This is a genomic window from Mesorhizobium sp. BH1-1-4, from assembly GCF_020165665.1.
GTDB lineage: Bacteria > Pseudomonadota > Alphaproteobacteria > Rhizobiales > Rhizobiaceae > Mesorhizobium.
In genome coordinates this window covers 45,255-70,005 of record NZ_JAIUIN010000023.1, presented here as the reverse complement: position 1 = coordinate 70,005, position 24,751 = coordinate 45,255, and the positions used below count along the sequence as shown (strand labels likewise).

General features: G+C 62.9%; 29 protein-coding genes. 8 read left to right on the top strand and 21 right to left on the bottom strand.

Features of this window, described 5'->3' with window-relative positions; genetic code table 11:
* Window positions 1–121: 121 nt before the first annotated feature.
* The 3 genes from LB569_RS26820 to LB569_RS26810 form a co-directional block, all read right to left on the bottom strand.
* A complete protein-coding gene (locus tag LB569_RS26820) occupies window positions 122–364 on the bottom strand; it encodes a BrnA antitoxin family protein (protein WP_224694739.1) in 243 nt (80 codons plus the stop codon).
* Window positions 365–525: 161 nt separating this feature from the next.
* Window positions 526–828 carry a type II toxin-antitoxin system RelE/ParE family toxin gene (locus tag LB569_RS26815; protein WP_318013143.1) on the bottom strand — a complete coding sequence of 101 codons (303 nt, stop codon included), beginning with the start codon at window positions 826–828 and terminating at the stop codon, window positions 526–528.
* The gene (locus LB569_RS26810; RefSeq protein WP_224538780.1) at window positions 825–1,085 is read right to left on the bottom strand and encodes a type II toxin-antitoxin system ParD family antitoxin; all 261 of its coding nucleotides are present in this window, start codon (window positions 1,083–1,085) and stop codon (window positions 825–827) included. The genes LB569_RS26815 and LB569_RS26810 overlap by 4 nt, the downstream gene beginning before the upstream one ends.
* Before the next feature lie 161 nt (window positions 1,086–1,246).
* Here LB569_RS26810 and LB569_RS26805 point away from each other — a divergent pair, with 161 nt between their 5' ends.
* The 3 genes from LB569_RS26805 to LB569_RS26795 all read left to right on the top strand — a co-directional run bounded on the left by LB569_RS26805 (window position 1,247) and on the right by LB569_RS26795 (window position 2,768).
* Window positions 1,247–1,549, top strand: coding sequence for an accessory factor UbiK family protein (locus tag LB569_RS26805; RefSeq protein WP_127280606.1), 303 nt, complete (start codon window positions 1,247–1,249; stop codon window positions 1,547–1,549).
* A gap of 341 nt (window positions 1,550–1,890) precedes the next feature.
* A complete protein-coding gene (locus LB569_RS26800) occupies window positions 1,891–2,391 on the top strand; it encodes a YbjN domain-containing protein (protein WP_027143347.1) in 501 nt (166 codons plus the stop codon).
* A gap of 17 nt (window positions 2,392–2,408) precedes the next feature.
* Window positions 2,409–2,768 (top strand): tRNA-binding protein, encoded by a 360-nt coding sequence (locus LB569_RS26795; protein ID WP_224694738.1) that lies wholly within the window; start codon window positions 2,409–2,411, stop codon window positions 2,766–2,768.
* A 50-nt stretch (window positions 2,769–2,818) separates the two neighbouring features.
* Here the strand turns inward: LB569_RS26795 and LB569_RS26790 are convergent, their stop codons facing one another.
* The 4 genes from LB569_RS26790 to LB569_RS26775 form a co-directional block, all read right to left on the bottom strand.
* Complete coding sequence (locus LB569_RS26790) at window positions 2,819–3,841, bottom strand: glycosyltransferase family 4 protein (protein ID WP_224538776.1); 1,023 nt, start codon at window positions 3,839–3,841, stop codon at window positions 2,819–2,821.
* 310 nt (window positions 3,842–4,151) lie between these two features.
* Window positions 4,152–5,567, bottom strand: a complete 1,416-nt coding sequence (locus tag LB569_RS26785; protein WP_224694737.1) for an ATP-binding protein — start codon at window positions 5,565–5,567, stop codon at window positions 4,152–4,154.
* A 118-nt stretch (window positions 5,568–5,685) separates the two neighbouring features.
* The gene (locus tag LB569_RS26780; protein WP_140704842.1) at window positions 5,686–6,405 is read right to left on the bottom strand and encodes a response regulator; all 720 of its coding nucleotides are present in this window, start codon (window positions 6,403–6,405) and stop codon (window positions 5,686–5,688) included.
* The gene (locus tag LB569_RS26775) at window positions 6,392–6,925 is read right to left on the bottom strand and encodes a MarR family winged helix-turn-helix transcriptional regulator (RefSeq protein WP_224694736.1); all 534 of its coding nucleotides are present in this window, start codon (window positions 6,923–6,925) and stop codon (window positions 6,392–6,394) included. The genes LB569_RS26780 and LB569_RS26775 overlap by 14 nt, the downstream gene beginning before the upstream one ends.
* Before the next feature lie 261 nt (window positions 6,926–7,186).
* Between LB569_RS26775 and LB569_RS26770 the strand changes: the two genes are divergently transcribed.
* From LB569_RS26770 to LB569_RS26760, 3 genes are all read left to right on the top strand, one after another.
* Window positions 7,187–8,080, top strand: a complete 894-nt coding sequence (locus LB569_RS26770; protein ID WP_224538770.1) for a branched-chain amino acid aminotransferase — start codon at window positions 7,187–7,189, stop codon at window positions 8,078–8,080.
* Window positions 8,081–8,225: 145 nt separating this feature from the next.
* Window positions 8,226–8,543: a hypothetical protein gene (locus LB569_RS26765; RefSeq protein ID WP_140704845.1), complete on the top strand. Its 318-nt coding sequence runs from the start codon at window positions 8,226–8,228 to the stop codon at window positions 8,541–8,543.
* Between the two features lie 137 nt (window positions 8,544–8,680).
* Window positions 8,681–9,319, top strand: a complete 639-nt coding sequence (locus LB569_RS26760; protein WP_172735268.1) for an MBL fold metallo-hydrolase — start codon at window positions 8,681–8,683, stop codon at window positions 9,317–9,319.
* Between the two features lie 96 nt (window positions 9,320–9,415).
* Here the strand turns inward: LB569_RS26760 and LB569_RS26755 are convergent, their stop codons facing one another.
* The 3 genes from LB569_RS26755 to LB569_RS26745 form a co-directional block, all read right to left on the bottom strand.
* On the bottom strand, window positions 9,416–9,856 hold the full coding sequence (locus LB569_RS26755; RefSeq protein WP_140704849.1) for a BA14K family protein: 441 nt from the start codon (window positions 9,854–9,856) through the stop codon (window positions 9,416–9,418).
* Between the two features lie 189 nt (window positions 9,857–10,045).
* Complete coding sequence (locus tag LB569_RS26750; protein WP_008877668.1) at window positions 10,046–10,258, bottom strand: cold-shock protein; 213 nt, start codon at window positions 10,256–10,258, stop codon at window positions 10,046–10,048.
* Between the two features lie 320 nt (window positions 10,259–10,578).
* A complete protein-coding gene (locus LB569_RS26745) occupies window positions 10,579–10,791 on the bottom strand; it encodes a cold-shock protein (protein ID WP_006202520.1) in 213 nt (70 codons plus the stop codon).
* Between the two features lie 583 nt (window positions 10,792–11,374).
* Between LB569_RS26745 and LB569_RS26740 the strand changes: the two genes are divergently transcribed.
* Window positions 11,375–11,800, top strand: a complete 426-nt coding sequence (locus LB569_RS26740; RefSeq protein WP_224538762.1) for a Kazal-type serine protease inhibitor domain-containing protein — start codon at window positions 11,375–11,377, stop codon at window positions 11,798–11,800.
* 40 nt (window positions 11,801–11,840) lie between these two features.
* On the opposite strand, the gene LB569_RS26735 is transcribed toward LB569_RS26740, so the two are convergent.
* Complete coding sequence (locus LB569_RS26735) at window positions 11,841–12,458, bottom strand: flavodoxin family protein (protein WP_224694735.1); 618 nt, start codon at window positions 12,456–12,458, stop codon at window positions 11,841–11,843.
* A 259-nt stretch (window positions 12,459–12,717) separates the two neighbouring features.
* Between LB569_RS26735 and LB569_RS26730 the strand changes: the two genes are divergently transcribed.
* Window positions 12,718–14,352, top strand: a complete 1,635-nt coding sequence (locus LB569_RS26730; protein WP_224694734.1) for a tetratricopeptide repeat-containing sulfotransferase family protein — start codon at window positions 12,718–12,720, stop codon at window positions 14,350–14,352.
* Window positions 14,353–14,497: 145 nt separating this feature from the next.
* On the opposite strand, the gene LB569_RS26725 is transcribed toward LB569_RS26730, so the two are convergent.
* The 10 genes from LB569_RS26725 to LB569_RS26680 all read right to left on the bottom strand — a co-directional run bounded on the left by LB569_RS26725 (window position 14,498) and on the right by LB569_RS26680 (window position 24,582).
* Window positions 14,498–14,851 carry a DUF1428 domain-containing protein gene (locus tag LB569_RS26725; RefSeq protein WP_224694733.1) on the bottom strand — a complete coding sequence of 118 codons (354 nt, stop codon included), beginning with the start codon at window positions 14,849–14,851 and terminating at the stop codon, window positions 14,498–14,500.
* Between the two features lie 97 nt (window positions 14,852–14,948).
* On the bottom strand, window positions 14,949–15,365 hold the full coding sequence (locus LB569_RS26720) for a VOC family protein (RefSeq protein WP_224694732.1): 417 nt from the start codon (window positions 15,363–15,365) through the stop codon (window positions 14,949–14,951).
* Between the two features lie 155 nt (window positions 15,366–15,520).
* Entirely contained in the window at window positions 15,521–15,703 is a 183-nt protein-coding gene (locus tag LB569_RS26715; protein ID WP_140704861.1) for a hypothetical protein, read from the bottom strand.
* Window positions 15,704–15,831: 128 nt separating this feature from the next.
* Window positions 15,832–16,131, bottom strand: a complete 300-nt coding sequence (locus LB569_RS26710) for a HigA family addiction module antitoxin (protein WP_224538755.1) — start codon at window positions 16,129–16,131, stop codon at window positions 15,832–15,834.
* A gap of 13 nt (window positions 16,132–16,144) precedes the next feature.
* Window positions 16,145–16,426, bottom strand: a complete 282-nt coding sequence (locus LB569_RS26705; protein ID WP_224694731.1) for a type II toxin-antitoxin system RelE/ParE family toxin — start codon at window positions 16,424–16,426, stop codon at window positions 16,145–16,147.
* 100 nt (window positions 16,427–16,526) lie between these two features.
* Window positions 16,527–18,053: an ABC-F family ATP-binding cassette domain-containing protein gene (locus LB569_RS26700; RefSeq protein WP_224694730.1), complete on the bottom strand. Its 1,527-nt coding sequence runs from the start codon at window positions 18,051–18,053 to the stop codon at window positions 16,527–16,529.
* A gap of 249 nt (window positions 18,054–18,302) precedes the next feature.
* A complete protein-coding gene (locus tag LB569_RS26695; protein WP_224694729.1) occupies window positions 18,303–19,208 on the bottom strand; it encodes a DMT family transporter in 906 nt (301 codons plus the stop codon).
* An 86-nt stretch (window positions 19,209–19,294) separates the two neighbouring features.
* Window positions 19,295–19,630, bottom strand: a complete 336-nt coding sequence (locus LB569_RS26690) for a hypothetical protein (protein WP_224694728.1) — start codon at window positions 19,628–19,630, stop codon at window positions 19,295–19,297.
* 62 nt (window positions 19,631–19,692) lie between these two features.
* Window positions 19,693–22,860, bottom strand: a complete 3,168-nt coding sequence (uvrB, locus tag LB569_RS26685) for an excinuclease ABC subunit UvrB (protein WP_224694727.1) — start codon at window positions 22,858–22,860, stop codon at window positions 19,693–19,695.
* A 117-nt stretch (window positions 22,861–22,977) separates the two neighbouring features.
* Window positions 22,978–24,582, bottom strand: coding sequence for a DUF2778 domain-containing protein (locus LB569_RS26680; protein ID WP_224694726.1), 1,605 nt, complete (start codon window positions 24,580–24,582; stop codon window positions 22,978–22,980).
* Between the last annotated feature and the right edge of the window lie 169 nt (window positions 24,583–24,751).

Genomic DNA, 24,751 nt, shown 5'->3' with positions numbered 1-24,751 from the left:
CTCTCGGTTGCGATCGGCGCGGACCATGCGGCAGGGTTTTGGCAGGGTCAAGGCAGGCTGACGGCCGTCAATGGCCCGCGAACAGGATCGCTTCAACCCTCCATCGCGCGGATAGCGATGCTCAACCCCTGGTCTTGGCGGCCACCAATTCACGCAAGGCGTCGTTGATCCTGTCCTGCCAGCCGGGGCCATCTTCCTGGAAATGCTCGAGCACGGCCCGGTCGATCCGGATCGAGACGAGCTCGCGGACATTCGGAGCCGCCGAGGGTTCGCGTGGCGGCGGCGGGGCCGCCTTCTTGACCGGCTTGAATACGGCTTCGGCGGCGTCCATCGGATTTGTCGGTCGGCGCGGGGGCGTTGCCATTGGTTGATCCTCTGGAGTTGATCATACTCGACGCACGTCGTGATGAAAACGCCACAATAGGCGACTTGGCGCCATCCGCTAAGCAGGAGTAGCTCAAAGTCCTTGCAAAGCGGGTCGAGACCAGGTCGGAAGATTCTGGTGGATCAGATAAGATCGTATCGTCAGGTGTCTGGGAAAGAGATCGTTCCAAGATCCATCGCGCCGTGCAGGATGTGCACTATCTCCAAGGTCTCCGTGCCAACGCGGTAGAAAATTAGATAGCTGCCATGGACGCGCCGACGAATGCTTGAGGATCGATGCCGCTCGAAGAGCGGATATCTCTCCGGCATTGTGCACAGTTCCTTGCAATCGCGGCGCAATTCCTGAATGAATGTCACCGCACGAAATGGGTTATGCAGCGCTATGTAGTCACCAATGGCTGCAAGGTCCGCTTCAGCCCGACGTGTGAAGACCAGCCGCCTCACTTGTTCTTCTCTGCCATCGCCTTGTATTTGGCTTCGAGCCTGTCCAGCACCTCGTCGCCAGGCTTGACCCTGCCGGCATCGGCGTCAGCAATGCCTTCTGCGAGGGCCACATCGAGGGCGGCGAGCCGCTTTTCCCGTTCTTCGACGAGGCGAACGCCCTCACGCAGCACTTCGCTCTTCGAATTGTAGCGGCCAGTGCTGACGAGCTGGTTGACGATATCTTCGAGGCGGGCGCCCAAGTCTGCGCTAATGGCCATAATGGTGCTCCGGCAAAAAACATTCCGGAATAATAATAGTTATTGGTCAGGCTTGCCAGTGATTTGATGAGGTGGATCGACTTGATGCCGCACCAACCCTCAACGTTCTTGCATTCGGCGCGTGGCACCACTAACTCAAATCAAGCAAGCGAGGATTTGCCATGTCGACCGGACCGAACCGCATTCTCGATGAATTCGCCAAGCTGATGACCGATGCCGCCGGCGCCGCCCAAGGCGTGCGGCGCGAGGTGGAGACGGCCTTCAAGGGCCAGGCGGAGCGTATCCTCAACTCCATGGATGTCGTCCAGCGCGAGGAATTCGAGGCAGCGCGCGAGATGGCGGCCAAGGCGAGGGAAGAGAACGGCAGGCTCGCCGAGCGCATCGAAGCGCTCGAGGCCAGGATCGCCGAACTGACCGGCCAGGCCACACCTGCGGCTCCGGCGAAGCCCAAACCAAAAAAATAATTCGTTAAACTTTTCCACAAAGCACCAGCCTGAAAATCGCTTTGCCGTGAATCGCTTACCGGCATTGCGTGACTCTTTGTGACAGGCACCTTTCCACATGCGAATGCCGCAGTGCGAAAAATTGGGCTGTTCACGCGACTCCCGATCAATAGACTGAATTTGTTGCATGATTCGGAGCAGGGTCATGCCGCCGGGCGGTGGGGTTCGGTCTGGGGTCTTTGCGTTGAGAAGTAGTCCTTGGCGCGAAGTAAAGTCCTGGCCGTCCGAGTTCTAGACAAGATTGTTCGTCGTGTGTGCCCCGCGGAGCGTGTGGCGCTCCCCCTGAACACAGGAAGCATTCCATGGAACTTCTCGAACTCGAATTTTCCCGCGAAATCCATCCGGTGGATGTGATCGAGCAGGTGGCCCACAACAATGACTGGTCCTTCGAAAGGGCCGGCGACGACGAAATCTCGATCTCGGTTGCCGGCAGCTGGACCGACTATCACGTCTCCTTCTCGTGGATGGAGGATTTCGAGGCGCTGCATCTAGCCTGCGCTTTCGACATCAAGGTGCCGGAAACCCGCACGCTGGAAGTGATGCGGCTGTTGTCGCTGATCAACGAACAGATGCTGTTCGGCCATTTCGACCTCTGGGAGCAGGAAGGCGCGATCATGTTCCGCCAGTCGCTGCTGCTCGCCGGCGGGGTCGAACCCTCGAGCCAGCAGGTCGAGGTGCTCTTGTCCTCGGCGCTGGAAGCCTGCGAATGCTATTTCCAGGCTTTCCAGTTCGTCGTCTGGTCGGGAACCTCGGCCAAGGACGCGCTCGCCGGCGTTCTGTTCGAGACCTTCGGCAACGCCTGATCCGGGTAAGACCAAGGATGAGTTCGAGCAGCGAGCGCAAGCCCGAGATCAGTTTTGCCGACTTCGATCGTGTCGACATCCGCGCCGGCACGATCGTCGAGGCCGAACCGTTTCCGGAGGCGCGCAAGCCGGCCTTCAAGCTCAGGATCGATTTCGGGCCTGATATCGGCATCAAGAAATCGTCGGCGCAGATCACCAAATATTATACGCCCGAGACCTTGATCGGCCGGCAGGTGTTCGCGGTGGTCAATTTCCCGCCACGCCAGATCGGCCCGTTCATGTCGGAAGTGCTGACGCTCGGTTTTCCCGATAAAGAGGGTGCGGTGGTGCTCGGCGCGATCGAGCGCAGAGTGCCGGATGGCGGCAGGCTATTCTAGGCTTTCCGAGGCCAACCGCCTCGTCCTTGGCGCCCCGCCGGCCTGTCGGCTCAGGCCGCCAGCTTGCGCGTCCTGCCCAACGCTTCCTCCACGGTGTCCAGAAACATTTCCGCGCAAGCCTTCCAGCTGTAGCGCATGGCGCGTTCGCGGGCCTGGGCGCGGTCGACGTTGAGGGCGGCGAGCGCGGCTTCACGCAAATCGTTCGACACCGCGCCGCCAAAGCCGTCGCCGACGATGTCGATCGGTCCGGTCACCGGATAGGCGGCGACCGGCGTGCCGCTGGCCAGCGCCTCGATGATGACGTTGCCGAAAGTGTCGGTGCGGCTGGGGAAGACGAAGACATCGGCCGAGGCGTAGATTTCGGCCAGTTCGTCATTGGGACGATGACCGAGGAAATGCGCCTTGGGATATTTCGCCTTGAGCTTGGCGAACTCGGGCCCTTCGCCGACGATCACCTTGCTGCCGGGCAGGTCGAGATCGAGGAAGGCCGAGAGGTTCTTTTCGATGGCGACGCGGCCGACGCAGAGGAAAACCGGGCCGGGGAAGCCGAGATCCCTGCGCTTGTCGGGCCGGAAATGGTCGGTGTCGACGCCGCGCGTCCAGGGCCTGAGCTTGTTGAAGCCGCGCGCCGAAAGATCATCCGCCAGCGACTGGGTGGCGACCAGCGTGCCCTGGCCGGAATTATGGAAGTCGCGCAGCCAGCGATAGGCCCAGCTCTCCGGCACCGGCAGGCGGGCGCTGAGATATTCGGGAAAGCGGGTATGATAGCTGGTGGTGAACGGCCGGCCGGCATTGCGGCAATAACGACGAGCCATGATGCCGAGCGGGCCCTCGGTGACGATGTGGATGTGGTCGGCCTTGTAGCCGTCGATCAGGCGCGCGACATGGCCGGGCGTGGTCAGCGCCAGGCGGATGTCGGGGTAGGTCGGCAAGGGCAAGGTGCGAAAGATGTTCGGGGTCAGGAATTCGACCGCGACGTCGAAGGATTTCAGCGTCTCGGTGAGCCGCTCCAGCGTGTGGACGACGCCGTTGACTTGCGGGCGCCAGGCGTCGGTGACCATCAAGATGCGCATGGCGGCCCTTTGCTCCGGAGGTCGACGGTTGCCTTGAAACGATGCCGGAAGGGCGACCATGCGGCCGCCCTCGCTTCGCTCCAGCGCACCCTGGCGGGCACGGGGTCGAAGTGAGGCGGCAAGGACGAATCAAGTGCGGTCGCGCGCTTCATGCGCGCTCTTGACCATGGTTTCATGACGGGCGGATGAAGACCGGCCCATGATCTTGGCAAAGGAGAGCCGGCTTTCTGACAAGACAAAAGGCGTGGAAGAAGAGGGGACTGTTGCCGACCCGCTCTATTTGAATGCCGTCAGCCTTAGTCTGGCGTCGTCAGGCGGGAACCTTGATCACGGCGCGCAGGCCACCCATCGGACTGTCGCCAAGCGTGATGTCGCCGCCATGGCTGCGGGCGATGTCGCGGGCGATCGACAGGCCGAGCCCGGTGCCGCTGGCATCAAGGTTGCGGGCCTCGTCGAGCCGCACGAAGGGCTTGAACACGTCCTCGCGCCGGTCGGTCGGGATGCCAGGACCGTCGTCGTCGATGGTGACGACGAGGAAGCCGCGGCTGTGGTTGGCATTGACGTCGACGGTCTTGGCATAGCGGAAGGCGTTGCCGATGACGTTGGACAAGAGCCTGGCGAAGGCATTCGGCCGGACATGCACGGTCGGATCGCCGGAAAGCGTCGTCGACAGCTTGCATTTGCGCAAGCCCGCTTCCTCGCCGAGCTTCTGGAAATAGGCATCGAGGTCGAAGCGTCCCGGGTCCTCCGTGGCTTCGCCGCGCGCAAAGGCGAGATAGCCTTCCAGCATCGACTGCATGTCGTCGATGTCCTGGTCCAGCGCCGCCTTGGTCTCCGGCTTGCCGGCGGTCAGCGCAAGCTGGAGCTTGAACCGGGTGAGGATGGTCCTGAGGTCATGGCTGACGCCGGTCAGCATGGCGGTGCGCTGTTCGATCTGGCGTTCGATGCGCTCGCGCATCTGGATAAAGGCAAAGCCGGCGCGGCGAACCTCCTCGGCGCCACGCGGGCGAAAATCGCGCGACATCGGCCGGCCCTTGCCGAAACTTTCGGCCGCCTCGGCAAGCGCCAGGATCGGCCGGATCTGGTTGCGCAGGAAGGGGATGGCGATCATCAGCAGCACCAGCGAGGTGCCGACCATCCAGATCAGGAAAATGTGAGTGTTGGAGGCATAGGCCTGGCTGCGCCGCACGAAGACGCGCAGCACCTTGTTCTCGAGCTGGACGCGCACCTCGACGATGTTGGAATTGCCGACCGTGTCGATCCAGAAGGGCCGGTTGATCTGACGGGTGATTTCGGCGGAGAGAACGTCGTCGAGGATCGAGAAGAACGGTTTTGGACCGGGCGGCGGCAGCGGATCGGGCGGCAGCAGATCGACCTTGAGCTGCATGCGGTCCTGCGCGATGCGGATGATGTTGGCGTAGTCGGCATCGTGCGGGTAGGTCTCGATCAGGTCGATGATGGCGGCGATGTCGCGCACGGTTGCCTGCGACAGGCGTTGCGTCACGGTTGCCCAGTGACGTTCCATGAAATCGAAGGCGACAACCGACTGCAAAAGGATCATCGGCGCGATGACGATGATCAGCGAGCGCGCGTAGAGGCGCTTGGGCATGTAGAGCGAAACGAGGCGCCAGAACCGGTTCCAGATGCGCGGCACCGCCTTGAGCGTGCGCGTGGCGCGTGCGCTCAAGCCGTCATTGTCCGGTTGTTCCAGTTCCGTGGTCGCCATTGGCTCTTTTCATCCGTCGGCGGTATTGGAGCATGATCCCTGGACAAACGGAAACCGTTTGTCCGAGAAAACCGGTTCCCGTTTTTCAGGATCATGCGCTTGGACCGCCGCCGGTATTCTATTCCACGCTGAGCCGATACCCAATACCGCGCACGGTCTGCAACCAGACCGGATTGGACGGATCGCGCTCGATCTTGCGGCGCAGCCGGTTGATCTGGACGTCGATGGTGCGCTCGCCGACTTCCGAATCGTCGCCGACCAGTTCGTGGCGGGGGATGGTTTCGCCGGCGCGCGCGGCGAAGATCGCCAGGATCTCCTGTTCGCGGTCGGTCAGTTTCAGCGCTTCGCCGCCGCGCTTCAGTTCGCGCCTGGCGATCTGGAAGGTGTAGGGACCGAAGACCAGCTGTTCGACCTTGGGCGTCGCCGCCGGGCCGCCACGGCGCAGGATATTGTTGATGCGCAGGATCAGCTCGCGCGGGTCGAAGGGCTTTGGCAAATAATCGTCGGCGCCAGCCTCGAGCCCGGAAATGCGGCTGTCGGTTTCCGACAGCGCCGTCAGCATCAGGATCGGCACGTTCTTTTCGGCGCGCAGCGACTTCGTCAGGTCGACACCGGTTTCGCCCGGCATCATGACATCGAGCACGAGCAGGTCGAAGTCGAGGCCGGCGAGCTTGCGGCGGGCCTCGCCGGCATTGCCGGCGACGGTGACGCGAAAGCCATTTTCGGTCAGATACTGCTTGAGAAGATTGCGGATGCGGGTGTCGTCGTCGACCACGAGCAGATGCGGTGCGTCGTCGTCCGGTGCGGCCGCCTGGTCGACCCTCTCATTGCTCTCCATGGCTTTTCCCCGACAGTTTTGCGGACCCAACGTCGATCTGAGCTCTCAGTTCCGGATTGACCATCGCTTCGAGGAAGCGTTCCACCAAGGTCCGTTCGGTGGCGCCGGAATCTTTCAATGCAGCATGGATGCGGCGCGACTGTGGCCGCGCCAGTGCCAGCGCCAGCGCACGGCCCTTGGCTGTCGGATAGAGTTCGCGCTGGCGGCGGTCGCGCGGGCCCTGCAACTGGACGACGTGATCGGTGTCGATCAATTGCTTGAGCACGCGCGCCAGGCTCTGCTTGGTGATCTTCAGCACGTCGAGCAGTTCGGCGACGGTCAGGCCCGGCCGGCGGTTGACGAAATGCAGCACCCGGTGATGGGCGCGGCCGAAGCCGTAATCGGCCAGGATCTGATCGGGATCGGAGGTGAAGTCGCGATAGGCGAAAAAGAAGAGTTCGATGATGGCGAAGTCGATGCCGTCCTCGCTGGTGATCGCGGTCCTGATCGGTTTTCCGGCGGCTGGGCTTTTATCCGGCATCATTTCTCCATGGGAACGGGAGATTATGTCAGTACTATTGACGTAATTTCCACGCAATGGTAATTTTTGACAAGCTTTTGGGCGGATTGCGAACGAAAAGGCAAGACAGGCCGATTTTTCCGGAACTTCCTGAGTTTGCCAGGGCGCGATTATCCGCTTACGCTTCGAGACACCGGCCGGCGTTTCAATCACATGGCGCGGCCAAAAAAGAACACGCAACGACACCAAGGCTAGGCGGACCGAGATCCGCGGGAGGTTACAATGGCATCCGTTCCCTTCGATCAACTGGACGGCTTCATCTGGATGAATGGCGAGTTCGTCGCGTGGGGTGACGCCAAGATCCATGTACTGACCCACGGCCTGCATTACGCAAGCGCGGTCTTCGAGGGCGAGCGCGCCTATGGCGGCGAGATCTTCAAGCTCAACGAGCATACCGAGCGCCTGCATGAATCGGCGCGCCTGCTCGGCTTCAAGATTCCCTATTCGGTCGCCGAGCTCAACGACGCCTCGACCACGCTTCTGAAGAAGCAGGGCTTCCAGGACGCCTATGTCAGGCCGATCGCCTGGCGCGGCAGCGAGCAGATGGGCGTTTCGGCGCAAAACAACCGCATCAACGTCGCCATCGCCATCTGGCAGTGGCCGAGCTATTTCGACCCGGCGCAGAAGCTGAAGGGCATCCGTCTCGATGTGGCGGAATGGCGCCGGCCCGACCCGCGCACGGCGCCGTCGCGGTCGAAGGCCGCCGGCCTCTACATGATCTGCACCATGTCCAAGCATGCCGCCGAGGCCAAGGGTTATGCCGATGCCATGATGCTTGACTGGCGGGGGCAAGTCGCGGAAGCAACGGGCGCCAACATCTTCTTCGTCAAGGACGGCAAGATCCACACGCCCAAGCCCGACTGCTTCCTCGACGGCATCACCCGCCGCACGGTCATTGGCCTGGCCAGGGATCGCGGCCTGGAGATCATCGAACGCGCCATTATGCCGGAAGAACTGGAAGGATTCGAACAGTGCTTCCTGACCGGGACCGCGGCGGAAGTAACGCCGGTCTCGGAGATCGGGCCTTACCGATTCGAGGTCGGCGAGATCGCCAAGAATCTCATGAACGACTATTCTGTGGCCGTTCAACCGAAGCATGCGATCGCCGCAGAATAACGAAAGTCACAGCTTTTCACGCAAGCAGGGGCGGTTTTAGGGCCGCCCCTTTTATTTCAGCGTTTCTGCATTTGACTTTCATCCAATTCGGCGTCTCATGATGGCGTCGGCCCGGGAGGCTGGCAGCTATGGAGGGACTAATCATATGGACATGAACACGCTTCTTCCGATCATCATTCAGATCATTACAGGCATTATCGGTGGTCAGGCGGTCGGCGCGGCGATCAAGACGGCGGCGTTGGGGCAGCTTCCCAAAATCCTGGGCGGAGCCATTGGCGGCGTCGGCGGCGCGGCGATCCTGGGCAGCCTGCTCGGCGGCGGCGCGGTGGATCCGGCGGCGGCTGCCGCTGCGACGAGCGGTCTCGGCAGCGCGCTCAATCTGCAGAACATCGTCGGTGGCGCCGGCGGTGGCGCGATCCTGACCGGCATTATCGGCGCGGTCATGGGCGCCATGAAGAAATAAGCCTGCCGATCTCGGGCTTCGCAGAATGGGCGGCTTCGGCCGCCCATTTCCTTTTGACACGCACTGTTTGGCCTTCCGGCTGTGGACGGTTTTGACCGATGCCTCTACATGAACGCTGACACAGCGAAAGGACGATCATGGGTCAGCTCAATGCCGGCATCGTGCCGGTCACGCCGTTCCAGCAGAACTGCACCATCCTGTTCGACATGGACGACAAGCGCGGCGTGGTCGTCGATCCGGGCGGCGACATCGACAAGGTGCTGGCGGTGTTGAAGGACAATGCGATCACGGCCGAGGCAATCTGGATCACGCACGGCCATATCGACCATGCCGGCGGCGCCATGGAGTTGAAGGAGGCGCTGGGCATCGAGATCATCGGCCCGCATGAAGCCGACAAGATGCTGCTCGACAATCTGGAGAACCAGGGCAGGCGCTACGGCATCGACGGCGTGCGCAATTGCGTGCCCGACCGGTTCCTCGCCGAAGGCGAGACCGTGTCGTTCGGTGGCCATGTGTTCGAGGTGCTGCATTGTCCCGGCCACGCGCCCGGCCATGTCGTCTATTACAACCGCGCCGCCAAGTTCGCCCATGTCGGCGACGTCCTGTTTCGCGGCTCGGTCGGCCGTACCGACCTGCCGGGCGGCGACCATGCGGCCCTCATCGCCTCGATCAAGGACAAGCTGTTGCCGCTTGGCGACGACATCGGCTTTATCTGCGGCCATGGCCCGGGCGGGCGTTTTGGCGAGGAACGGCGGACCAATCCGTTTTTGACCTGAATTGGATCTGGACCGTCCGTGGGATCGAAAGCCCGACGGGCTGATAAAAAAGCGCCGGCCTTTCAGCCAGCGCTTTTTGTTTGGGGCAGGGAAGCCTCAATTGGCAGTGCAGAAATGCTGTTCGCCGTCATTGCCGGTGAAGGTGCCGGTGCGGGAATTGAAGGTGCGGTAGCGGTCCGAGCAGTACTCGTACCAGCCACGCGTCCACGGTTCGGCGTAGCGGTCGGCGTAGACCACCTGCGGCTCGGCGTAGTAGCGGCGGACCGGGGCCGGGCGTATCCGCACATCACGATCGTAATAACCGTCATCGTAATAACGGTCGGCATCGGGCGGCGGCCGGTCATTGGCCAATGCGCCACCGATCAACGCTCCGGCGGCCAGGCCCAGAACGCCTGCCGCGACAGCATCGCCATTTCCATGGCCGTGGCCATGATGATGCCAACGGCGCCAGTCATCGGCATTGGCCGCCGAAAAGGTCGCGAGCGTGGTGGCGACCACGGCGGCGGACAGCACGGCTGTCTTGAAAATACGGTTCATCTTGGTCTCCTTCGTACGGACCGTACAGTTTGCAGGGGATGCGGTCCGGCTTTACGAATGACTAATATGAGACCGTGGCTGAACGGGGGCTGAACAAAAATTTGGCCGCACGCCCTGTTTCACGGCATCCAACCCGCGCGCTGGGCGCGGATTCCCCTCTGCCGGGGCAGGCATCGGTCCGAAGCCGGCTTAGCCGACCGACAGGTTGACAGCCTTGGGTCCCTTGCCGCGTTTGTCCGGCTCCGTGTCGAATGTCACTTTCTGCCCATCTTCAAGACCGGGAAGACCCGACGCCTGCACGGCTGAAATATGCACGAAGACATCCTTCGCGCCATCATCCGGTGTGATGAAGCCGAAGCCCTTGGCATGGTTGAAGAATTTGACGGTGCCGGTCTGCGGCATGGGAAGCTCCTTTGATCCCATAAACTCCAGTCTCGGGCCGGCAAATGCCCGAGTGGAAATTTGTCCTTTATTTTAGCGTCATCGGCAAGTGAAAGTTTTTCGGGCACTTAAAGCAGGTCGCGCTTTAAGTGCTTGTTATGACGCGTGTCATTGGGCCGGACCGGGATGAACTTCAAGATGAGACGAGGTCATGCTGCACCACGGACATGAAAAAGGCGCGACGAAAACCGCCGCGCCTTTCAAAAATCCGTCCGCCCGCCAAGGTGCTGGTCAAGCTTCTCGTTCGCCCATCCGCCTGGGATGCGCGGCGCGCCGATCGCTCAGGCCGCGCGCAGGTTGACCGCCTTCGGGCCCTTGCCCATGCGGTCCGGCTCGACGTCGAAGGTGACCTTCTGGCCGTCGACGAGCGTGCGCAGGCCCGAGGCCTCTATCGCCGAAATATGGACGAACACGTCCTTGGCGCCGCCGTCGGGCGTGATGAAACCGAAGCCTTTGGTCGCATTGAAGAATTTAACGGTGCCGGTCTGGGCCATTGGGGAAACTCCTTCACCCGTTCAGTCTTGGTGGTCCTGCCCGCCACCTGGCGTCGAGGGCAGTTCCTGGTGGTTGCTTTCGGCAGTCATGCATTGGCGCATGGTCAAACCCCCCGCCGAAAAACGGGGCCGTCAGAGATTCACAGTATCGGGGAAAGGTCGTCCAAAACGTTCCGCTCTCCGGGTCGCAAATGCCCGAACACAGAATTTATCGCACGGAAACGTGAAGGTTGCAAGATAGCGCCGCGGGCCGCCGCCGCAGGCGCATCCCGACGCAAAAATCGACCGATCAAAGCGTCGACCGGCCGCAAATAGGCTTCGTTGCCCGAGGGGTCATCGGCCCACAGCCCCGGTCATGCATGGGCCAGAAGCGATGATTGGCGGCGGCGCGCGGCGGGGGCTACCGGTCCGGGCGTCGTTCTCCCACAGTAGCCGCGAACAGGGGTTGCAATTGGCAGTGGAATGGCGAGGATCGCGCCAAGGGTGACTGATTTAAGTCTTGTTTTGATCGATATCATTTTCAGCGAACCGCTGGCAGTCTTGGGCGGTACGCACCTGGGCGGGGATCGAGGGAGAGACGATCATGAGGTTTCTTGCGGCAATCTTTTCACGGCAGGGTTTTACCATCCTGTTCCTGTCGGCAATTCTTGCCGCCTGTACGGTCGTCGTCGATGAGGGACCGGGGCCGCGCCCGCGTCCGCCGCGCCCTGAACCGCAATTCTGCACCAAGCAGTACGAGCCAGTCTGCGCCCGGCGCGGCGGCGATCGCCAGACCTTCGCCAATTCCTGTCTGGCCGACCGGGCCGGTTACCGCATCGTGCGGGACGGTCCCTGCCGCGATGGCGGCGATGGCGGTGGCGGTGGCGGTGGCGGTGGCGGCGAGCAGACCTTCTGCACCCGCGAATACGCGCCGGTGTGCGGCCGCCGGCATGGCGACATGCGCACCTTCCCCAACGCCTGCGAGGCCCGTGCATCGGACTATCGCATCGTCGGCGACGGGCCGTGCTGAGAGCTTACCTTCTCCCTTGTCGGAGAAACTGAAATTGCAGTTATTCTTCCACGCCAACATAGGCTTTGGTCTTGAGCAGGCCGGCCAGATGGGCGGCGTTTGAAGCCGCCATTTCGATGGCTTGGGCGACCTTGTCGGGGGTCTTCGGCAGATCGACATAATTGACGTCGCCCATGGCTTCACCGACCCAGTAGACGCCGCCATTGGCGGGGATGGTGAAGCCGACGTCGTTGAGCGCCTGGAAGCATTCCGCGTGGCAGTGATGCGCGCCGTCCTCGTTGCCGACGATCGCCACCAGCGCGACCTTGCCGGCGGCCGGCATGCGGCCCTTGTCGTCGGTTTCGTCCAGAAAGGCGTCCATCCGCTCAATGACGCGCTTGGCGACGCTCGACGGCTGGCCCAACCAGATCGGCAGACCGAGGATGAAGATATCGGCGGCGACGATCTTTTTGCGCAACTCAGGCCAATCGTCGCCCTTGCCCATGTCAGAGAGCACGCCGGGCTTGATGTCATGATCGAGCGCACGAACGACCTCGCCCTTCACGCCATGCGGTTTGAGCGCCGCGAGCAGATCGGCGACGATCTTGTCGGTGGAGGATTTTTCCTTGTCGCCGGAAGCTTTCAGCGAACAGTTGAGGGCAAAGGCGGTAAGGGACATTGCGGAACTCCTGCATCTGGGGGTGCAGGCTCAACGTCGCGAGGCGCTTGCGGTTGCGCGGCGGCGATGGGCCCCTTCGGCCCTTCGGCCAGCCTCGCACCTTGAATCTCCGCGCGGCATGGCTTAGGTCCCGCAAGCACACAAACACGGCAGGTGTCCCATCAACAGAGATCAGAGAAGAGCGGCGGGTGCGGGAGCCAAGTCCGGCGCGGCCAAGTCTGGCGCGGGAGGACAGCCGCCGCTGGGCCTCGACCAGTATGTGCAGCAGGCGCTGCAACTGCACCAGGCCGGACGCCGGCAAGAGGCCGAGGCGATCTACCGGCAGGTGCTGGCGCGTCAGCCCAAACACGCCGCCGCCGCGCATTTCCTGGGTTTGCTGCTGCACCAGACCGGGCGCAGCGAAGAAGGGATGGATTTCCTGGAGCAGTCGGTTCATCTACAGCCGACGAACCCCGACTTCCTCAACAATTTCGGCACGGTGATGCGCGATCTCGGCCGCGTCGCGGCGGCCATCGATTTCTTTCGCGGCGCGGTGGATCTGCGGCCGGAACAGCTCGCGGCACGTGACAATCTCGGCTCGTCGCTGAAGCAGGTCGGCCGCTTCGACGAGGCCGAGGACATCTATCGCGGCACGGTGCAGCGCAATCCATTCCACGTGCGCGCCCGCATCGGGCTTGCCGAAACCCTGCAGGAAGCCGGACGCCTCGACGAGGCGCTGGCCGCCTTCCAGGAGGCCCTGACCATTCGCCCCAAGGATGCCGACCTGCTGCACGGGCTGGGCGTCGGACTGATGGAGAAGGGCAAGCTCGACGAGGCGACGGACCTGTTCCGGCAGGCGGTGGCGATCCAGCCCGGCATGGCCCGCGCGTGGCTGATGCTGACGCAGGTCAAGCGCCAGCAGGAGCGCGATGCCGAATTGGCCGGCATGGAGGCGCAGCACGCCAAGGCCCCTCAGGACAGCCTGGCACGCATGCAGCTCTCGTTTGGCCTCGGCAAGGCCAATGACGATCTCAAGGATTACGGCAAGGCCTTCGACTATTTCGCCGAAGGCAATGCCATCCGGCGCAAGGGCATCGACTATGATCCGGTGAAGACGCGCGCCGAATTCGAGGCGATGAAGGCAGTGTTCGATGCCGGCTTCTTCGAAAAGCACAGGCCGAGCCCGATCACCGACGACGCGCCGATCTTCGTCGTCGGCATGCCGCGTTCGGGTACGACGCTGGTCGAGCAGATCATCGCCAGCCACCCCCAGGTCTATGGCGCGGGCGAGCTTGGCATCTTGAAGACGGCGGTCGGCAAGCAGTTTCCCTCGAACATGCCGGGCGGCTTTCCCTGGGGCGTGGCCGACACGGACGATACCGATTTCGCCGAGGCGGGGCAGGCCTATCTCGACATGCTGCATGCCCGCTATCCGCACATGCGCCACGTCACCGACAAGATGCCGGGCAACTTCCTGCTCGTCGGCTTCATCCACATGATGCTGCCGAAGGCGAGGATCATCCACTGCGCCCGCGATGCGGCGGCGACATGCCTGTCGATCTATAAGGTGCATTTCCGCGGCGACAGCCACCGTTATGGCTATGACCTCGGCGAGCTCGCCGATTTCCACAATCTCTACACCGACATCATGGCGCATTGGCACAAGGTGCTGCCCGGCGTCGTGCATGATGTGCGCTACGAGGATTTCGTCGCCGATCAGGACGGACAGAGCCGGGCGCTGATCGACTATCTCGGCCTGCCATGGGACGACGCCGTGCTGTCGTTCCACCAGACCGACCGGCCGGTGCGCACGGCATCCGCCGCGCAGGTGCGCCAGCCCATGTACCAGGGCTCCGTCGATTTGTGGAAGCGCTATGGCGACAGGCTGAAGCCGCTGCTGGACAAGCTAGGCTGATATTGAGGTGAGGCCGGCCTGCGAACGGTGGTTCCCTGCGCTTCCGGTGCTCACGTACCTTAAGTACGCTCCGCTCCGGTTCTCGGGAACCGTCATTCTCGACTCGGCCTGACCTCAATCTCAACCCAGCTTGGGGCCGAGGTGCTCAAAGCTGGATGAACGGCTGGAAGCCGCCGAAGATCATGCGCTTGCCGTCGAACGGCATGGCGGACCAGTCCATCTTGATACGCTCATCGGCCATCACCTTGGCCATCACCGCATCGCGGCTTTGCCTCGATTCATAGAGCACCCAGGCGAAGACGACGATCTCGTCGTCTTTTGCCTGGACGGCACGCGGGAAAGAGGTGACCTCGCCATAGGGCACGTCGTCGCCGATGCATTCGACATAGGAGAGCGCGCCGTGCTCCATCCAGATCGGACCCGCGAGATTGGCCAGCTTCTTGTAATCATCGAGGTTGGCCTTCGGCACGGCAAGCACGAAACCGTCTACATAGGACATGGCAGTCTCCTCTTCGCTGAAAACGGGCGCCGGGCCGGCGGGGATATGACCCGGCGCGGTTGGCCGCGTCCCTCGGCGAGGGCGCGGCCGCTAAAACTTATTCAGTCGGTGCGTTCATTGCCCAGGCAACGCCGAAGGGGTCCTTCACCTGACCCCAGCGGTCGCCCCAGAACATCACCTGCAGCGGCGTGGCGATCTCGCAGCCGGCGTCGACGGCGCGCTTCCACCAGGTGTCGATGTCATCCTTGCCGAGATGGAGCTGCAGCGTATAGCCCTGCGCCGCCTGGTGCGGATGGCCGTGTTCCGGATAGGCGTCGCCCAGCATCAGCGTCGAGCCATTGATGTGGAGATGGATGTGCATGGTGCGGCCTTTTTCATCCGCCGGATAGGCAAAGACTTCCTCGGCCGCGAAAGCCTTCTTGTAGAATTCGGCGGCCTTGATGGCGCCGTCCACCTGCAAATAGGGGGTCAATCCACCGAGAACCTTGGGGCGGGGCGGGGTCTGGTCGGTCATTCTCGTGTTCCTCTTCTCGTTTGGTTTGGCCTTGCCAACCATAGGACGGACGAGGTGACGCCAATCCTACAGGGTCGGAAGAATTTTTCGCCTGGCCCGGATCTCCGGGCAACCGGCCGGTCTTGGAGGTCGATGCATGGGCTGGCTGGCTATGGTCATATGACCTTGGCCGAGGACGTGGCGGCGCGACGGCTGTCGCGGGCATCGAAGATTTCCGGAAAGCCGATATCCTTGCGCAGCTCGGCTGGCAGTGCCAGCAGGATGCGTTCGCTGCGATGACGGGCGCGCGCCGCGGCATAGCGGGTTGCGATGCGGCCGATGGATGACAGGACGGACATGGTAGCTTCTCCCTGGGTTGGCGCCGGCATCATCGTGTCGGCATCCCAAGGACGGGAGAGGTCCGGGCGATCCGACAGATCGCCCGGAATTTTTGATCGGCCTTTGTTATCGGCGCGACGCGCTTACTTCAGGCAGCGGTCTCCAATCGCTCGATCGTTTCAAGGTCGGCTCTCTTGGCCTTCCCCTCGACGGCGAGGTCATAGCTTGCCTGCATGTTCATCCAGAATTGCGGTGTGGTTCCGAAGAACTTCGCAAGGCGCAATGCAGTGTCTGGTGTTACCGGTGTCGCTTCGCTGGCCAGGCGCTCGATGCGCGTGCGCGGCACATGAAGCTTTTTGGCAAGCGTGTAAGGCTTCAGACCGAGCGGGACGAGATACTCTTCGCGGAGAATTTCTCCGGGATGGACTGGCGGGTTGATATCAAGCATTTGGGACCTGCCTTCAATGGTAGTCGGTTATTTCAACATCTTCTGCTTGCCCATCCACCCAGCGAAAGCAGATGCGAAACTGATTGTTGATACGGATCGAATGCTGACCGGTCCGGTTGCCTTTCAACGGCTCAAGCCTGTTGCCGGGAGGCGTCTTGAGGTCCGACAGTTCGGCTGCATTGTCGATCATGTACAGCTTCCGTTGGGCTGACCGGACAAGGTCCGAAGGGAAACCCTTTGGAGCCTTGCCGTTCGAAACGGCTTCGCTGGTCTTGTCCCTGAACGAGCGTATCATCGGTCGGCTCCGACGGACGTACCGTCGCATGATACGTTCGGCGAGTCAAGGGAACGTCTCATGCGATGATACGAAGAATCGACCCCCCGCAACACCCCGCTCAGCCGGTTCCTTCAGCCACCTCGCGGAAGAAGCCTTCCGGATCCTCGACCTCGATCAGCCTGCGCTTCTCGATAAGCCAAAAACGGTTGCCGATGGCGCGGATGAAGGAGCGATCGTGCGAGGCGAGCAGGCAGCTTGCCTGGTGCTTCAGCAACTCCTCCTCCAGTGCTTCCTGGCCGTCTATGTCGAGATGGTTGGTCGGCTCGTCGAGCAGGTAGAAGTTGGGATTGGCGAGCCTCAGCGCCAGCATCATCAGCCGCGCCTTCTGGCCTCCCGACAGCACGCCGATCTTTTTCTCCTGCATCTCGATGACCACGCCGGCGCCGGCGAGCAGCGAGCGGGCGCGCTGTTCGCCGACATCGTAGCGGTGCGAGACCATGGCCAGCGGCGTGTCGTCGCCGCTGATGCCGGACAGCGCCTGGTCGCTGTAGCCGAGCACGGTCGACGGCGTCACCTTCACATTGCGCACCGTATCCGGTTCGAGGATGGCGTTGCGGATCAAGGTGACGAAGCGCGACTTGCCGACGCCGTTGCGGCCGAGCAGCACGATGCGATCGCCCTGGCAGATGTGGCGTTTGCCGGTCCGAAACAGCAGCGTTCCGTCTGGCGTTTCCACCGCCGCGTCGTCGAGCGTGATCAGCACCTTTGCGTGCGTACCGCGATTGGCGAGTTTGATCGCCCCCGCCGATCTTTCACGATGCGCCGGATTGGCGGCCTCTTCGAGCTTTTCCGCCCGCTGGTTGAGCTGCTTGGTCTTGACCGTCAGGAGGTCGCTGCCGGAATTGATGCCGATATTGTTGAGCTTGGCGGCCTGCCGCCGCAATTGCTGCGCCACCTTCATGTCGCGCTGGAATTTTCGTTCGGTCGAGGCGTCGACCTCGTCCAGCGCATCCCTGGCACGCGAGTAGGGCAGCGAAAACACCGGCGACTGTTCCGGGCGCAGGAACAGCGTGCGGTTGGTGGTTGCGTCGAGGAAGGCGCGGTCGTGGCTGGCGATGACGATAGGCACCTCGCGCGGCAGCGCGTTGAGCCAGGTTTCCAACAGGCTGATGCGGGCGAGGTCGAGATGGTTGGTCGGCTCGTCGAGCAGCAGCACATCGGGATCGGTGACCCAGACGCGGGCGATCAGCGCCAGCCGCTGCCAGCCACCGCTCAGCGCCTGCATCCGTCGCTCGCGCATCGTCACGGGCACGTCGAGCGAATCCAGCACCACGTCGACGCGCCACGTCTCGCTGTCGGCCTGTTCCGGCGGCAAGGCGTCGGCCACCACCTCATAAAAAGTACGGCCGAACAGGGCAGGGGCTACGGACTGTTCGACATGGCCGACACGCAGGCCGCGCGTGCGGGTGATGTCGCCTGTTGTCGGCTCGACCTCGCCGGTCAGGCATTTCAACAAGGTCGACTTGCCGCGGCCGTTGGCGGCAACGATGCCGAGCCGGTCGCCAGTGCCGATGCTGAGGTCGAGGTTGGAAAAGAGCGGCGCACTCATGGTGACGCCGAGGGATTTGAGGCTGATCAGGGCCATTTTCGATTTCTCTGGTCTGTCCGGGAAGTCCGGCTCAATGCACTTTGACGGTGCGCGTGCCGGCCATCAGGCTCAGGATTGCGCACCACGAAGGGCAGACCAAAAAATCGAAGCGGGAAAAACCCGGACCGTCCCTGGTCAGCCCTGCAAGCAAGCTCGCAGGGCAGAAATCGGGCCACGCTGACGATGGTGACGAAAAAACGTAAACACGTGAGCCCTCCTTTCAAGACGTTCGAGTGTGACGACTGGCTACACCAAAGGCGGGGCTGATGGCAAGGCCGCCGCTTTCGCGCGGCGCGGGAAGGGGTCCAGCACCAGGATGCAGCCGCCGATGATTGCCACCGCGCCGAAGCCCTGGATGATGGTCAGCTCCTCGCCAAGCAGGATCGTTCCGGCCAGCACGGCGATCGTGGTCACGGCGAATTCGACGCTGATCGTCCGGGTTGCGCCGATCGAGGCCACCAGCCGGAAATAGACGACATAGGTCATCGCGCTCATCACGCAGGCCAGAATTGCGAGATAGAGGAAATCGATGGGGCGTGGCATGGTCGGGACCGGCACGATGAACAGCAGCGGCAGCGTCATCAGGCCACCGAACAGGAAGGCGGCGCTGGTGAGTTCCAGCGAGCCGGCCGAGCGCAGATGGCGATTGGCGTAGTTGCTGCCGAAGGCGGCCGAGAAGGAACTGAACAACGAGGCGGCGCAGCCGAGCGCGAAGGACGTGGTGACAGGAACGGCGGGGAAGCCGACCAGGACGATGATGCCGGCAGCGCCGAGCAGCAATCCGGCGAGGCCGCGAACAGAGATGCGTTCAAGCCCCCACAACTGGCCAAGGATCATCGAGAACAGCGGGATCGCGGCAACCAGGATTGCGGCCATCGCCGTACCGATGCGCGGGGTGGCGTAGGACAGGCCGATCAGCTGAGCCGCGACGGTCGTCGCGCCGACCACCGCGAAATGCCGCCAGCCGGCGCTGAAATCCAGGCGCCGCCGCGTCGCGGCCGCCAACAGGAAGAGCGTGATGCCGGCGATCAGCGCGCGCAAGGTGACCGCGCCGACCCAGCCGAAGGCGTGCACCACCTCGAGCAGCACCAGGAACGACAGTCCCCAGGTGACAGCCAGGAAGACGTAGGAGGCGATGTCTCTGGGTTTCATGGGAGTTGGCTGATTTGGAGGAAACGCTGCATGGCGGTATCGCTTCACCCAGTCACTGACAAGGGCGGGCGCATGGTCCAGGCGGATCAGACAGGTCTTAGATGACCGGCGCTTAGTCCATATTCTTTGTTAAGATCGAGCAGGAAATGCCCAAACACCGTGCTCTTGCCAAGATCAATGACGATTACAAGAAGAGCGTTGAACCTCCCCGTGCCAATCAAAACTTGATCAAACCGATTTTGGGCGTCCCGATAAACGTGATGTACATCGTTCACGTAGGCCACGCCGATTTCGTTAAGGTCCAGTGCGTCGACATATGACCAAATGTCTACGACGGAATTCACCCCGGCGGTGACATTCGTCATCGGCTCAGCGAAGCAAGCCTTGAACTCTTTTTCATCAAGTCTGCGAACGGAGATCATCGCCTACTTTAATTGATCGCGTTCGAGGTTCGCAACCAGTCGAAACCTGACGCTTACAGTCACTATTTCCCAGGCCGCCCGGTCTTGCTTGGCCGGCGCTTCTCGCGGCGGGCGTCGCCCGGATCCTCGTAGGAGCCGATGCCAGAGCGTTGGCGGACGATTGGCTTGTCGCTATCGCCGCGATCCTTCGCGCCCCCCTCTGTCCTGCCGGACATCTTCCCCACGAGGGGGGAGATTGGCTGTGGCTTCGCCGGCACTTTTCCCTCAACCGGTTTTTCCGTGCGGCGTACCGTCATTTCGTCGAGCGAGTTCTTCTTGAACAGCGGCTTGGTGGCGTCGCCCGGTATGCCGAAATCGGAACCGTGCGCCTGTTCGGCCGACTGCTTCTTGAACAGCGAGCGCGACACCGCGCCCGATGGCGTCGGCATGTCGGTACCAGGCCCCATATCGTCCAGCGACGGCTTGGCGAACAGCGGCTTCTTCACCGGCACGGCGCCGTCGGCGCCCATCTCGTCGAGGTCGGGCTTGCGGAAGAGGTTGGGGCGGGCAGCCTTGGCGGCCTCTTCGGCGGCGCGTGCTTCGTCGAGCTTGCGGAACCGCTCTTGTTCCTCGACGGTGCGATGTTTGGCGACCCCCTTGTTGTGCTTGCCTTTTTCGCGACCCGACGCCGGGCTTTCCATATCGGCATACTTCGCCAGCGGATCGTCGGAGATCGACAGTTCCATCTCGCGCAGCCGCTTGATCTCGTCGCGGATGCGGGCTGCCTTCTCGAAGTCGAGATTGGCGGCGGCGTCGCGCATCTGCTTCTCCAGCGCGTCGAGATGGGCCTTGAAATTGTTGCCCATCATGGCGCCGGCGCTGTCGGTGAACTGCGAGATGTCGGCGCGGACATGGTCCTTCTCGTAAACCGAATCCAGAATGTCGGAGATGCGCGACTTGACCGATTCCGGCGTGATGCCGTTGGAGGCGTTCCATTCCATCTGCTTTTCGCGGCGGCGGTTGGTCTCCGCCATCGCCCGCTCCATCGAGCCGGTAACCTGGTCGGCGTAGAGGATGACCTTGCCGTCGACGTTGCGGGCGGCGCGGCCGATCGTCTGGATCAGCGACGTCTCGGAGCGCAAAAAGCCTTCCTTGTCGGCGTCGAGAATGGCAACAAAACCGCATTCGGGAATGTCTAGGCCTTCGCGCAACAGGTTGATGCCGACCAGCACGTCGAAAGCACCAAGCCGCAAATCGCGCAAAATCTCGATGCGCTCCAGCGTGTCGATGTCGGAGTGCATGTAGCGCACGCGAACGCCTTGCTCGTGCAGGTACTCGGTCAGGTCCTCGGCCATGCGCTTGGTCAGCACGGTGACCAGCGTGCGATAGCCGGCGGCCGTGGTTTCGCGGATTTCGCCGACGACATCGTCGACCTGGCTTTTCGCCGGGCGCACCTCGACCGGCGGATCGATCAGCCCGGTCGGGCGGATGACCTGCTCGGCGAAGACGCCGCCGGCCTGTTCCATCTCCCAGGCCCCTGGCGTCGCCGAAACGGCAACCGAGAGCGGCCGCATGGCGTCCCATTCCTCGAAGCGAAGCGGCCGGTTGTCCATGCAGGATGGCAAGCGGAAGCCATATTCGGCCAGCGTCGCCTTGCGCCTGAAGTCGCCGCGATACATGCCGCCGATCTGCGGCACGGTGACGTGGCTTTCGTCGATGAAGACCAGCGCGTTGTCGGGAATGTATTCGAACAAGGTCGGCGGCGGATCGCCAGGCTGGCGGCCGGTGAGGTAGCGCGAATAGTTCTCGATGCCGGCGCAGGAGCCGGTCGCTTCCAGCATTTCGAGGTCGAAGCGGCAGCGCTGTTCCAGCCGCTGCGCTTCGAGCAGGCGGCCGGCGTGTTCCAGTTCCACCAGCCGCTGCTTCAACTCTTCCTTGATCGATTTGATCGCCTGGTTGAGCGTCGGGCGCGGCGTCACATAGTGCGAGTTGGCGTAGATCTTGACGCTCTTCAGCTCGCCGGTCTTCTGGCCCGTCAGCGGGTCGAATTCGGTGATCGCCTCGATCTCGTCGCCGAACATCGAGATGCGCCAGGCGCGGTCTTCCAGGTGGGCCGGGAAGATTTCGATCGTGTCGCCGCGCACGCGAAACGAGCCGCGCACGAAATTGATGTCCTGGCGCTTGTACTGCTGGGCGACGAGGTCGGCGAGCAAAGCGCGCTGGTCGAGCCGGTCGCCGATCTGCATCTGGAAGGTCATCGCCGTATAGGTTTCGACCGAGCCGATACCGTAGATGCAGGACACCGAGGCGACGATGATGACGTCGTCGCGCTCGAGCAGCGAACGCGTCGCCGAATGGCGCATGCGGTCGATCTGCTCGTTGATCGAGGATTCCTTCTCGATGAAGGTGTCGGTGCGCGGAACGTAGGCTTCCGGCTGGTAATAGTCGTAATAGGAGACGAAATACTCCACCGCATTGTCGGGGAAGAATTTCTTGAACTCGGAATAAAGCTGCGCGGCCAGTGTCTTGTTGGGCGCCAGGATCAAGGCGGGGCGCTGCGTTTCCTCGATCACCTTGGCCATGGTGAAGGTCTTGCCGGAGCCGGTGACGCCGAGCAGAACCTGGGTGCGGTCGCTGTTTTCGACGCCCTCGACCAAATCCTTGATGGCGGTCGGCTGGTCGCCGGCCGGTTCGAAGTCCGACACCATCTTGATGGCGATGCCGCCTTCGGATTTCTCCGGCCTGGCGGGGCGGTGCGGCGTCCACAGCACGCCGTCCTTGTGCAGCGGATTGCCGGATTCGATCAGCGCCGAGAGCGCGGCCACCGTGGCGGTGACGCCGCTGGACGACATCGTCTCGGCTTCTTCCAGCGAGATGTCGAGCCCGGCGACCGGATTGAGGCCGGCCGCCGTGCGTTCGCGAGCCGACGCGGCGCCGCCCATCGAGGTGCCGCGCGCGGTGCGGCCCGGGGCGGCCGAGCGTTCCGGAATCTTCTTCGGCGCCTTGGCGCCGCCGCCCTTGCCCGTGGCGCGGCCTTCGCGCTCAGCCTCCTGCTCGATCTGCTCGGCCCAATCGGCGATCGACCCGGTCAGCGGCGTGCCCGAAAGCTCAGCCTGCGGCATCTCGGCGAAGCCGCCCTTGTGCAGCGGCTCCGAGGCGTCGAGGAAATCGGTCAGCGGGCTGCGCCGCTTCGGCGCGGCGCGGTCGTCATTCGCCGTCGGCGGCGTTTTCTTGTCGGGGAATTTGGCCATGCCCCAAATATGGGATTTCTCAGCCAAAATGGAAAGGGCGCTATGAGGACAGGCCGGCGGCCGCGTCATGCTCCTGACAGAAGGCTGTCAGGAGGTGGCGGAGGATCTCGCCTTATCTCAAGCGCCGCTTCCATTCGACGCGACCCGGGTCGCCGATCCCTTCAGGCGATCCACCACGACGAGGCGTGTAACCTTGCCCTTCTTGAAGGCGGCGAGGAAGCGGGCATAGTCGCGGAAGACGACGCAGCCATTGGATTCGGCGCGGCCGCCGCGCAGCATGTAGGTATGCGCGAGGAGGCCGTTGCGGTTGTATTTGTTGCCGCCGCTCGTCGGTGTCAGGCGGATCGCCTCGACACCGTGGAAGCGGGATTCGCGCAGCGACAGATTGTAGGTGTTGGGCGGCGTCGGACCACGGTCCTTCACGTGGACATAGCGCGGCTGGTCGACCATGGCGCCGAGGCCGGAATGGGCCTCGAGCCGCTGGCCGTCCGGCATGTAGACGGTCTTTGCGCTGATGTCGTAGACCGCCACGCCATGGCCGGCGCCGCTTCCGGCGCTGGGTCCGTTGAAAAGGTTCCTGAACGCCTGGCCGAGGCCACCCGCAGGGGTATCCGGCTTGGCATAGGCCAGCACGTCGCCGTTTTCGCCTGACCGGCCTTGCCGGGCAGGCTGCCTGGCCACCTGGACCGGCTTTGCCTGGGGCGCGGGCTTCTGCTGCACGATTCTGGGTTGTGCGGCGGGCTTGTCCTGTTCCACGACCGTGGGCTGCGGCGTGTCAAATTGCGGGCGGCGGGTCGGCAGCGGCACGTCGTCGGTGAGCGCATCCGGCAGCGAGGCGGCATCGCCTGGCTGTTGCTGCTGGGTCTCGACAGGCGCAACCGCGACGTCGGCCGGGGACTCGGTCATCGGCAGCGGCGAGGCGAAGGCCTCGTCCTCGACCGGCAGCGACTGCACGAGTGCCAGCGCCAGCTGCGTGTTGTCAGGTGTCTCGGACTGGGCAAAGCCCTGTGGTACCGGCGCGGTCTGGACAACCGCCGAGCCGGCATCGACACGGGCGAAGCGTTCCGCCGCCGGAGCCGGCATGTCGTCGGACAGGCTGGCCATCACCTGGACGGAGGGAACGAGAGACGCCTCGTTGATTTGTGGGGCGGCGCTGGAAATCACGGGACGGATGTTGGCCGGGGTCGCCGGCTTTTCGGCGCCGGCGAAGGCAGCGGCAAGCTTTGTCGGTGACAGCGACGCTTCCATGAGCTCGAAGCGCTGCTGCGATTTCGACTTCGCCACCACGGGCGCCGGCTTGGCCCGTGCCACCAGCCGCGCGGATTTCTGCGCCTGGGGGGCTATCGCGGCCAGCTTGAAGCAGTCGGCGCCGCACTGTACGGCATGGTCGTGCAGCGCCTGCGCGCCACCATGGGCGTTGGCCAGCACGAAAGGCGCCGAAGAGCTGAGGAAATGCTGTTTCAACGGATCGGCGAGAGCGAGCGAGCCGGGCAGGGACAGCGTCTGCGGCAGGCCGGCCGACGTCGCCGAGAGCGAGGCGCCGACGGAACTGAGGCCGGCCATGGTGCCGATCAGCCATAGGCCGACGGCGGCACCGACGCCCGGCACGGCGACCCAGCGGACAACCCGTTCAGGGGTGAAGGATGAGGCACGTGGCGCTTCGATGGCGGTCTCGCCGCTGCAACGCCTGTCCCCGACAATTTTACGACTCAAGAACGCCATGCAACCAATCTTGCTCCAATCGGCTCCCACGTCCGCGGCCGGGATAGCCGCGACGACCATTCTGTGAGTGATCCCAGGTGGTCCCCGACGCGTTTGCCGCGCCTGTCGTTAGTTGCCGATTGCTTCAAAATATGGACAAAGTTGGTTAACCAATCCCTCTCAAAACCAA

Bases quoted from the DNA above. Each gene is read 5' to 3' on its own strand.
- LB569_RS26690 (WP_224694728.1), bottom strand. From the start codon at position 19,630: ATGATCTCCGTTCGCAGACTTGATGAAAAAGAGTTCAAGGCTTGCTTC.
- LB569_RS26795 (WP_224694738.1), top strand. From the start codon at position 2,409: ATGAGTTCGAGCAGCGAGCGCAAGCCCGAGATCAGTTTTGCCGACTTC.
- LB569_RS26720 (WP_224694732.1), bottom strand. From the start codon at position 15,365: ATGACCGACCAGACCCCGCCCCGCCCCAAGGTTCTCGGTGGATTGACC.
- LB569_RS26785 (WP_224694737.1), bottom strand. From the start codon at position 5,567: ATGGCGACCACGGAACTGGAACAACCGGACAATGACGGCTTGAGCGCA.
- LB569_RS26755 (WP_140704849.1), bottom strand. From the start codon at position 9,856: ATGAACCGTATTTTCAAGACAGCCGTGCTGTCCGCCGCCGTGGTCGCC.
- LB569_RS26680 (WP_224694726.1), bottom strand. From the start codon at position 24,582: ATGGCGTTCTTGAGTCGTAAAATTGTCGGGGACAGGCGTTGCAGCGGC.
- LB569_RS26800 (WP_027143347.1), top strand. From the start codon at position 1,891: ATGGAACTTCTCGAACTCGAATTTTCCCGCGAAATCCATCCGGTGGAT.
- LB569_RS26760 (WP_172735268.1), top strand. From the start codon at position 8,681: ATGGGTCAGCTCAATGCCGGCATCGTGCCGGTCACGCCGTTCCAGCAG.
- LB569_RS26735 (WP_224694735.1), bottom strand. From the start codon at position 12,458: ATGTCCCTTACCGCCTTTGCCCTCAACTGTTCGCTGAAAGCTTCCGGC.
- LB569_RS26725 (WP_224694733.1), bottom strand. From the start codon at position 14,851: ATGTCCTATGTAGACGGTTTCGTGCTTGCCGTGCCGAAGGCCAACCTC.
- LB569_RS26775 (WP_224694736.1), bottom strand. From the start codon at position 6,925: ATGCCGGATAAAAGCCCAGCCGCCGGAAAACCGATCAGGACCGCGATC.
- LB569_RS26750 (WP_008877668.1), bottom strand. From the start codon at position 10,258: ATGCCGCAGACCGGCACCGTCAAATTCTTCAACCATGCCAAGGGCTTC.
- LB569_RS26770 (WP_224538770.1), top strand. From the start codon at position 7,187: ATGGCATCCGTTCCCTTCGATCAACTGGACGGCTTCATCTGGATGAAT.
- uvrB (WP_224694727.1), bottom strand. From the start codon at position 22,860: ATGGCCAAATTCCCCGACAAGAAAACGCCGCCGACGGCGAATGACGAC.
- LB569_RS26820 (WP_224694739.1), bottom strand. From the start codon at position 364: ATGGCAACGCCCCCGCGCCGACCGACAAATCCGATGGACGCCGCCGAA.
- LB569_RS26765 (WP_140704845.1), top strand. From the start codon at position 8,226: ATGGACATGAACACGCTTCTTCCGATCATCATTCAGATCATTACAGGC.
- LB569_RS26805 (WP_127280606.1), top strand. From the start codon at position 1,247: ATGTCGACCGGACCGAACCGCATTCTCGATGAATTCGCCAAGCTGATG.
- LB569_RS26745 (WP_006202520.1), bottom strand. From the start codon at position 10,791: ATGGCCCAGACCGGCACCGTTAAATTCTTCAATGCGACCAAAGGCTTC.
- LB569_RS26740 (WP_224538762.1), top strand. From the start codon at position 11,375: ATGAGGTTTCTTGCGGCAATCTTTTCACGGCAGGGTTTTACCATCCTG.
- LB569_RS26710 (WP_224538755.1), bottom strand. From the start codon at position 16,131: ATGCTTGATATCAACCCGCCAGTCCATCCCGGAGAAATTCTCCGCGAA.
- LB569_RS26700 (WP_224694730.1), bottom strand. From the start codon at position 18,053: ATGGCCCTGATCAGCCTCAAATCCCTCGGCGTCACCATGAGTGCGCCG.
- LB569_RS26705 (WP_224694731.1), bottom strand. From the start codon at position 16,426: ATGATACGCTCGTTCAGGGACAAGACCAGCGAAGCCGTTTCGAACGGC.
- LB569_RS26780 (WP_140704842.1), bottom strand. From the start codon at position 6,405: ATGGAGAGCAATGAGAGGGTCGACCAGGCGGCCGCACCGGACGACGAC.
- LB569_RS26715 (WP_140704861.1), bottom strand. From the start codon at position 15,703: ATGTCCGTCCTGTCATCCATCGGCCGCATCGCAACCCGCTATGCCGCG.
- LB569_RS26695 (WP_224694729.1), bottom strand. From the start codon at position 19,208: ATGAAACCCAGAGACATCGCCTCCTACGTCTTCCTGGCTGTCACCTGG.
- LB569_RS26790 (WP_224538776.1), bottom strand. From the start codon at position 3,841: ATGCGCATCTTGATGGTCACCGACGCCTGGCGCCCGCAAGTCAACGGC.
- LB569_RS26810 (WP_224538780.1), bottom strand. From the start codon at position 1,085: ATGGCCATTAGCGCAGACTTGGGCGCCCGCCTCGAAGATATCGTCAAC.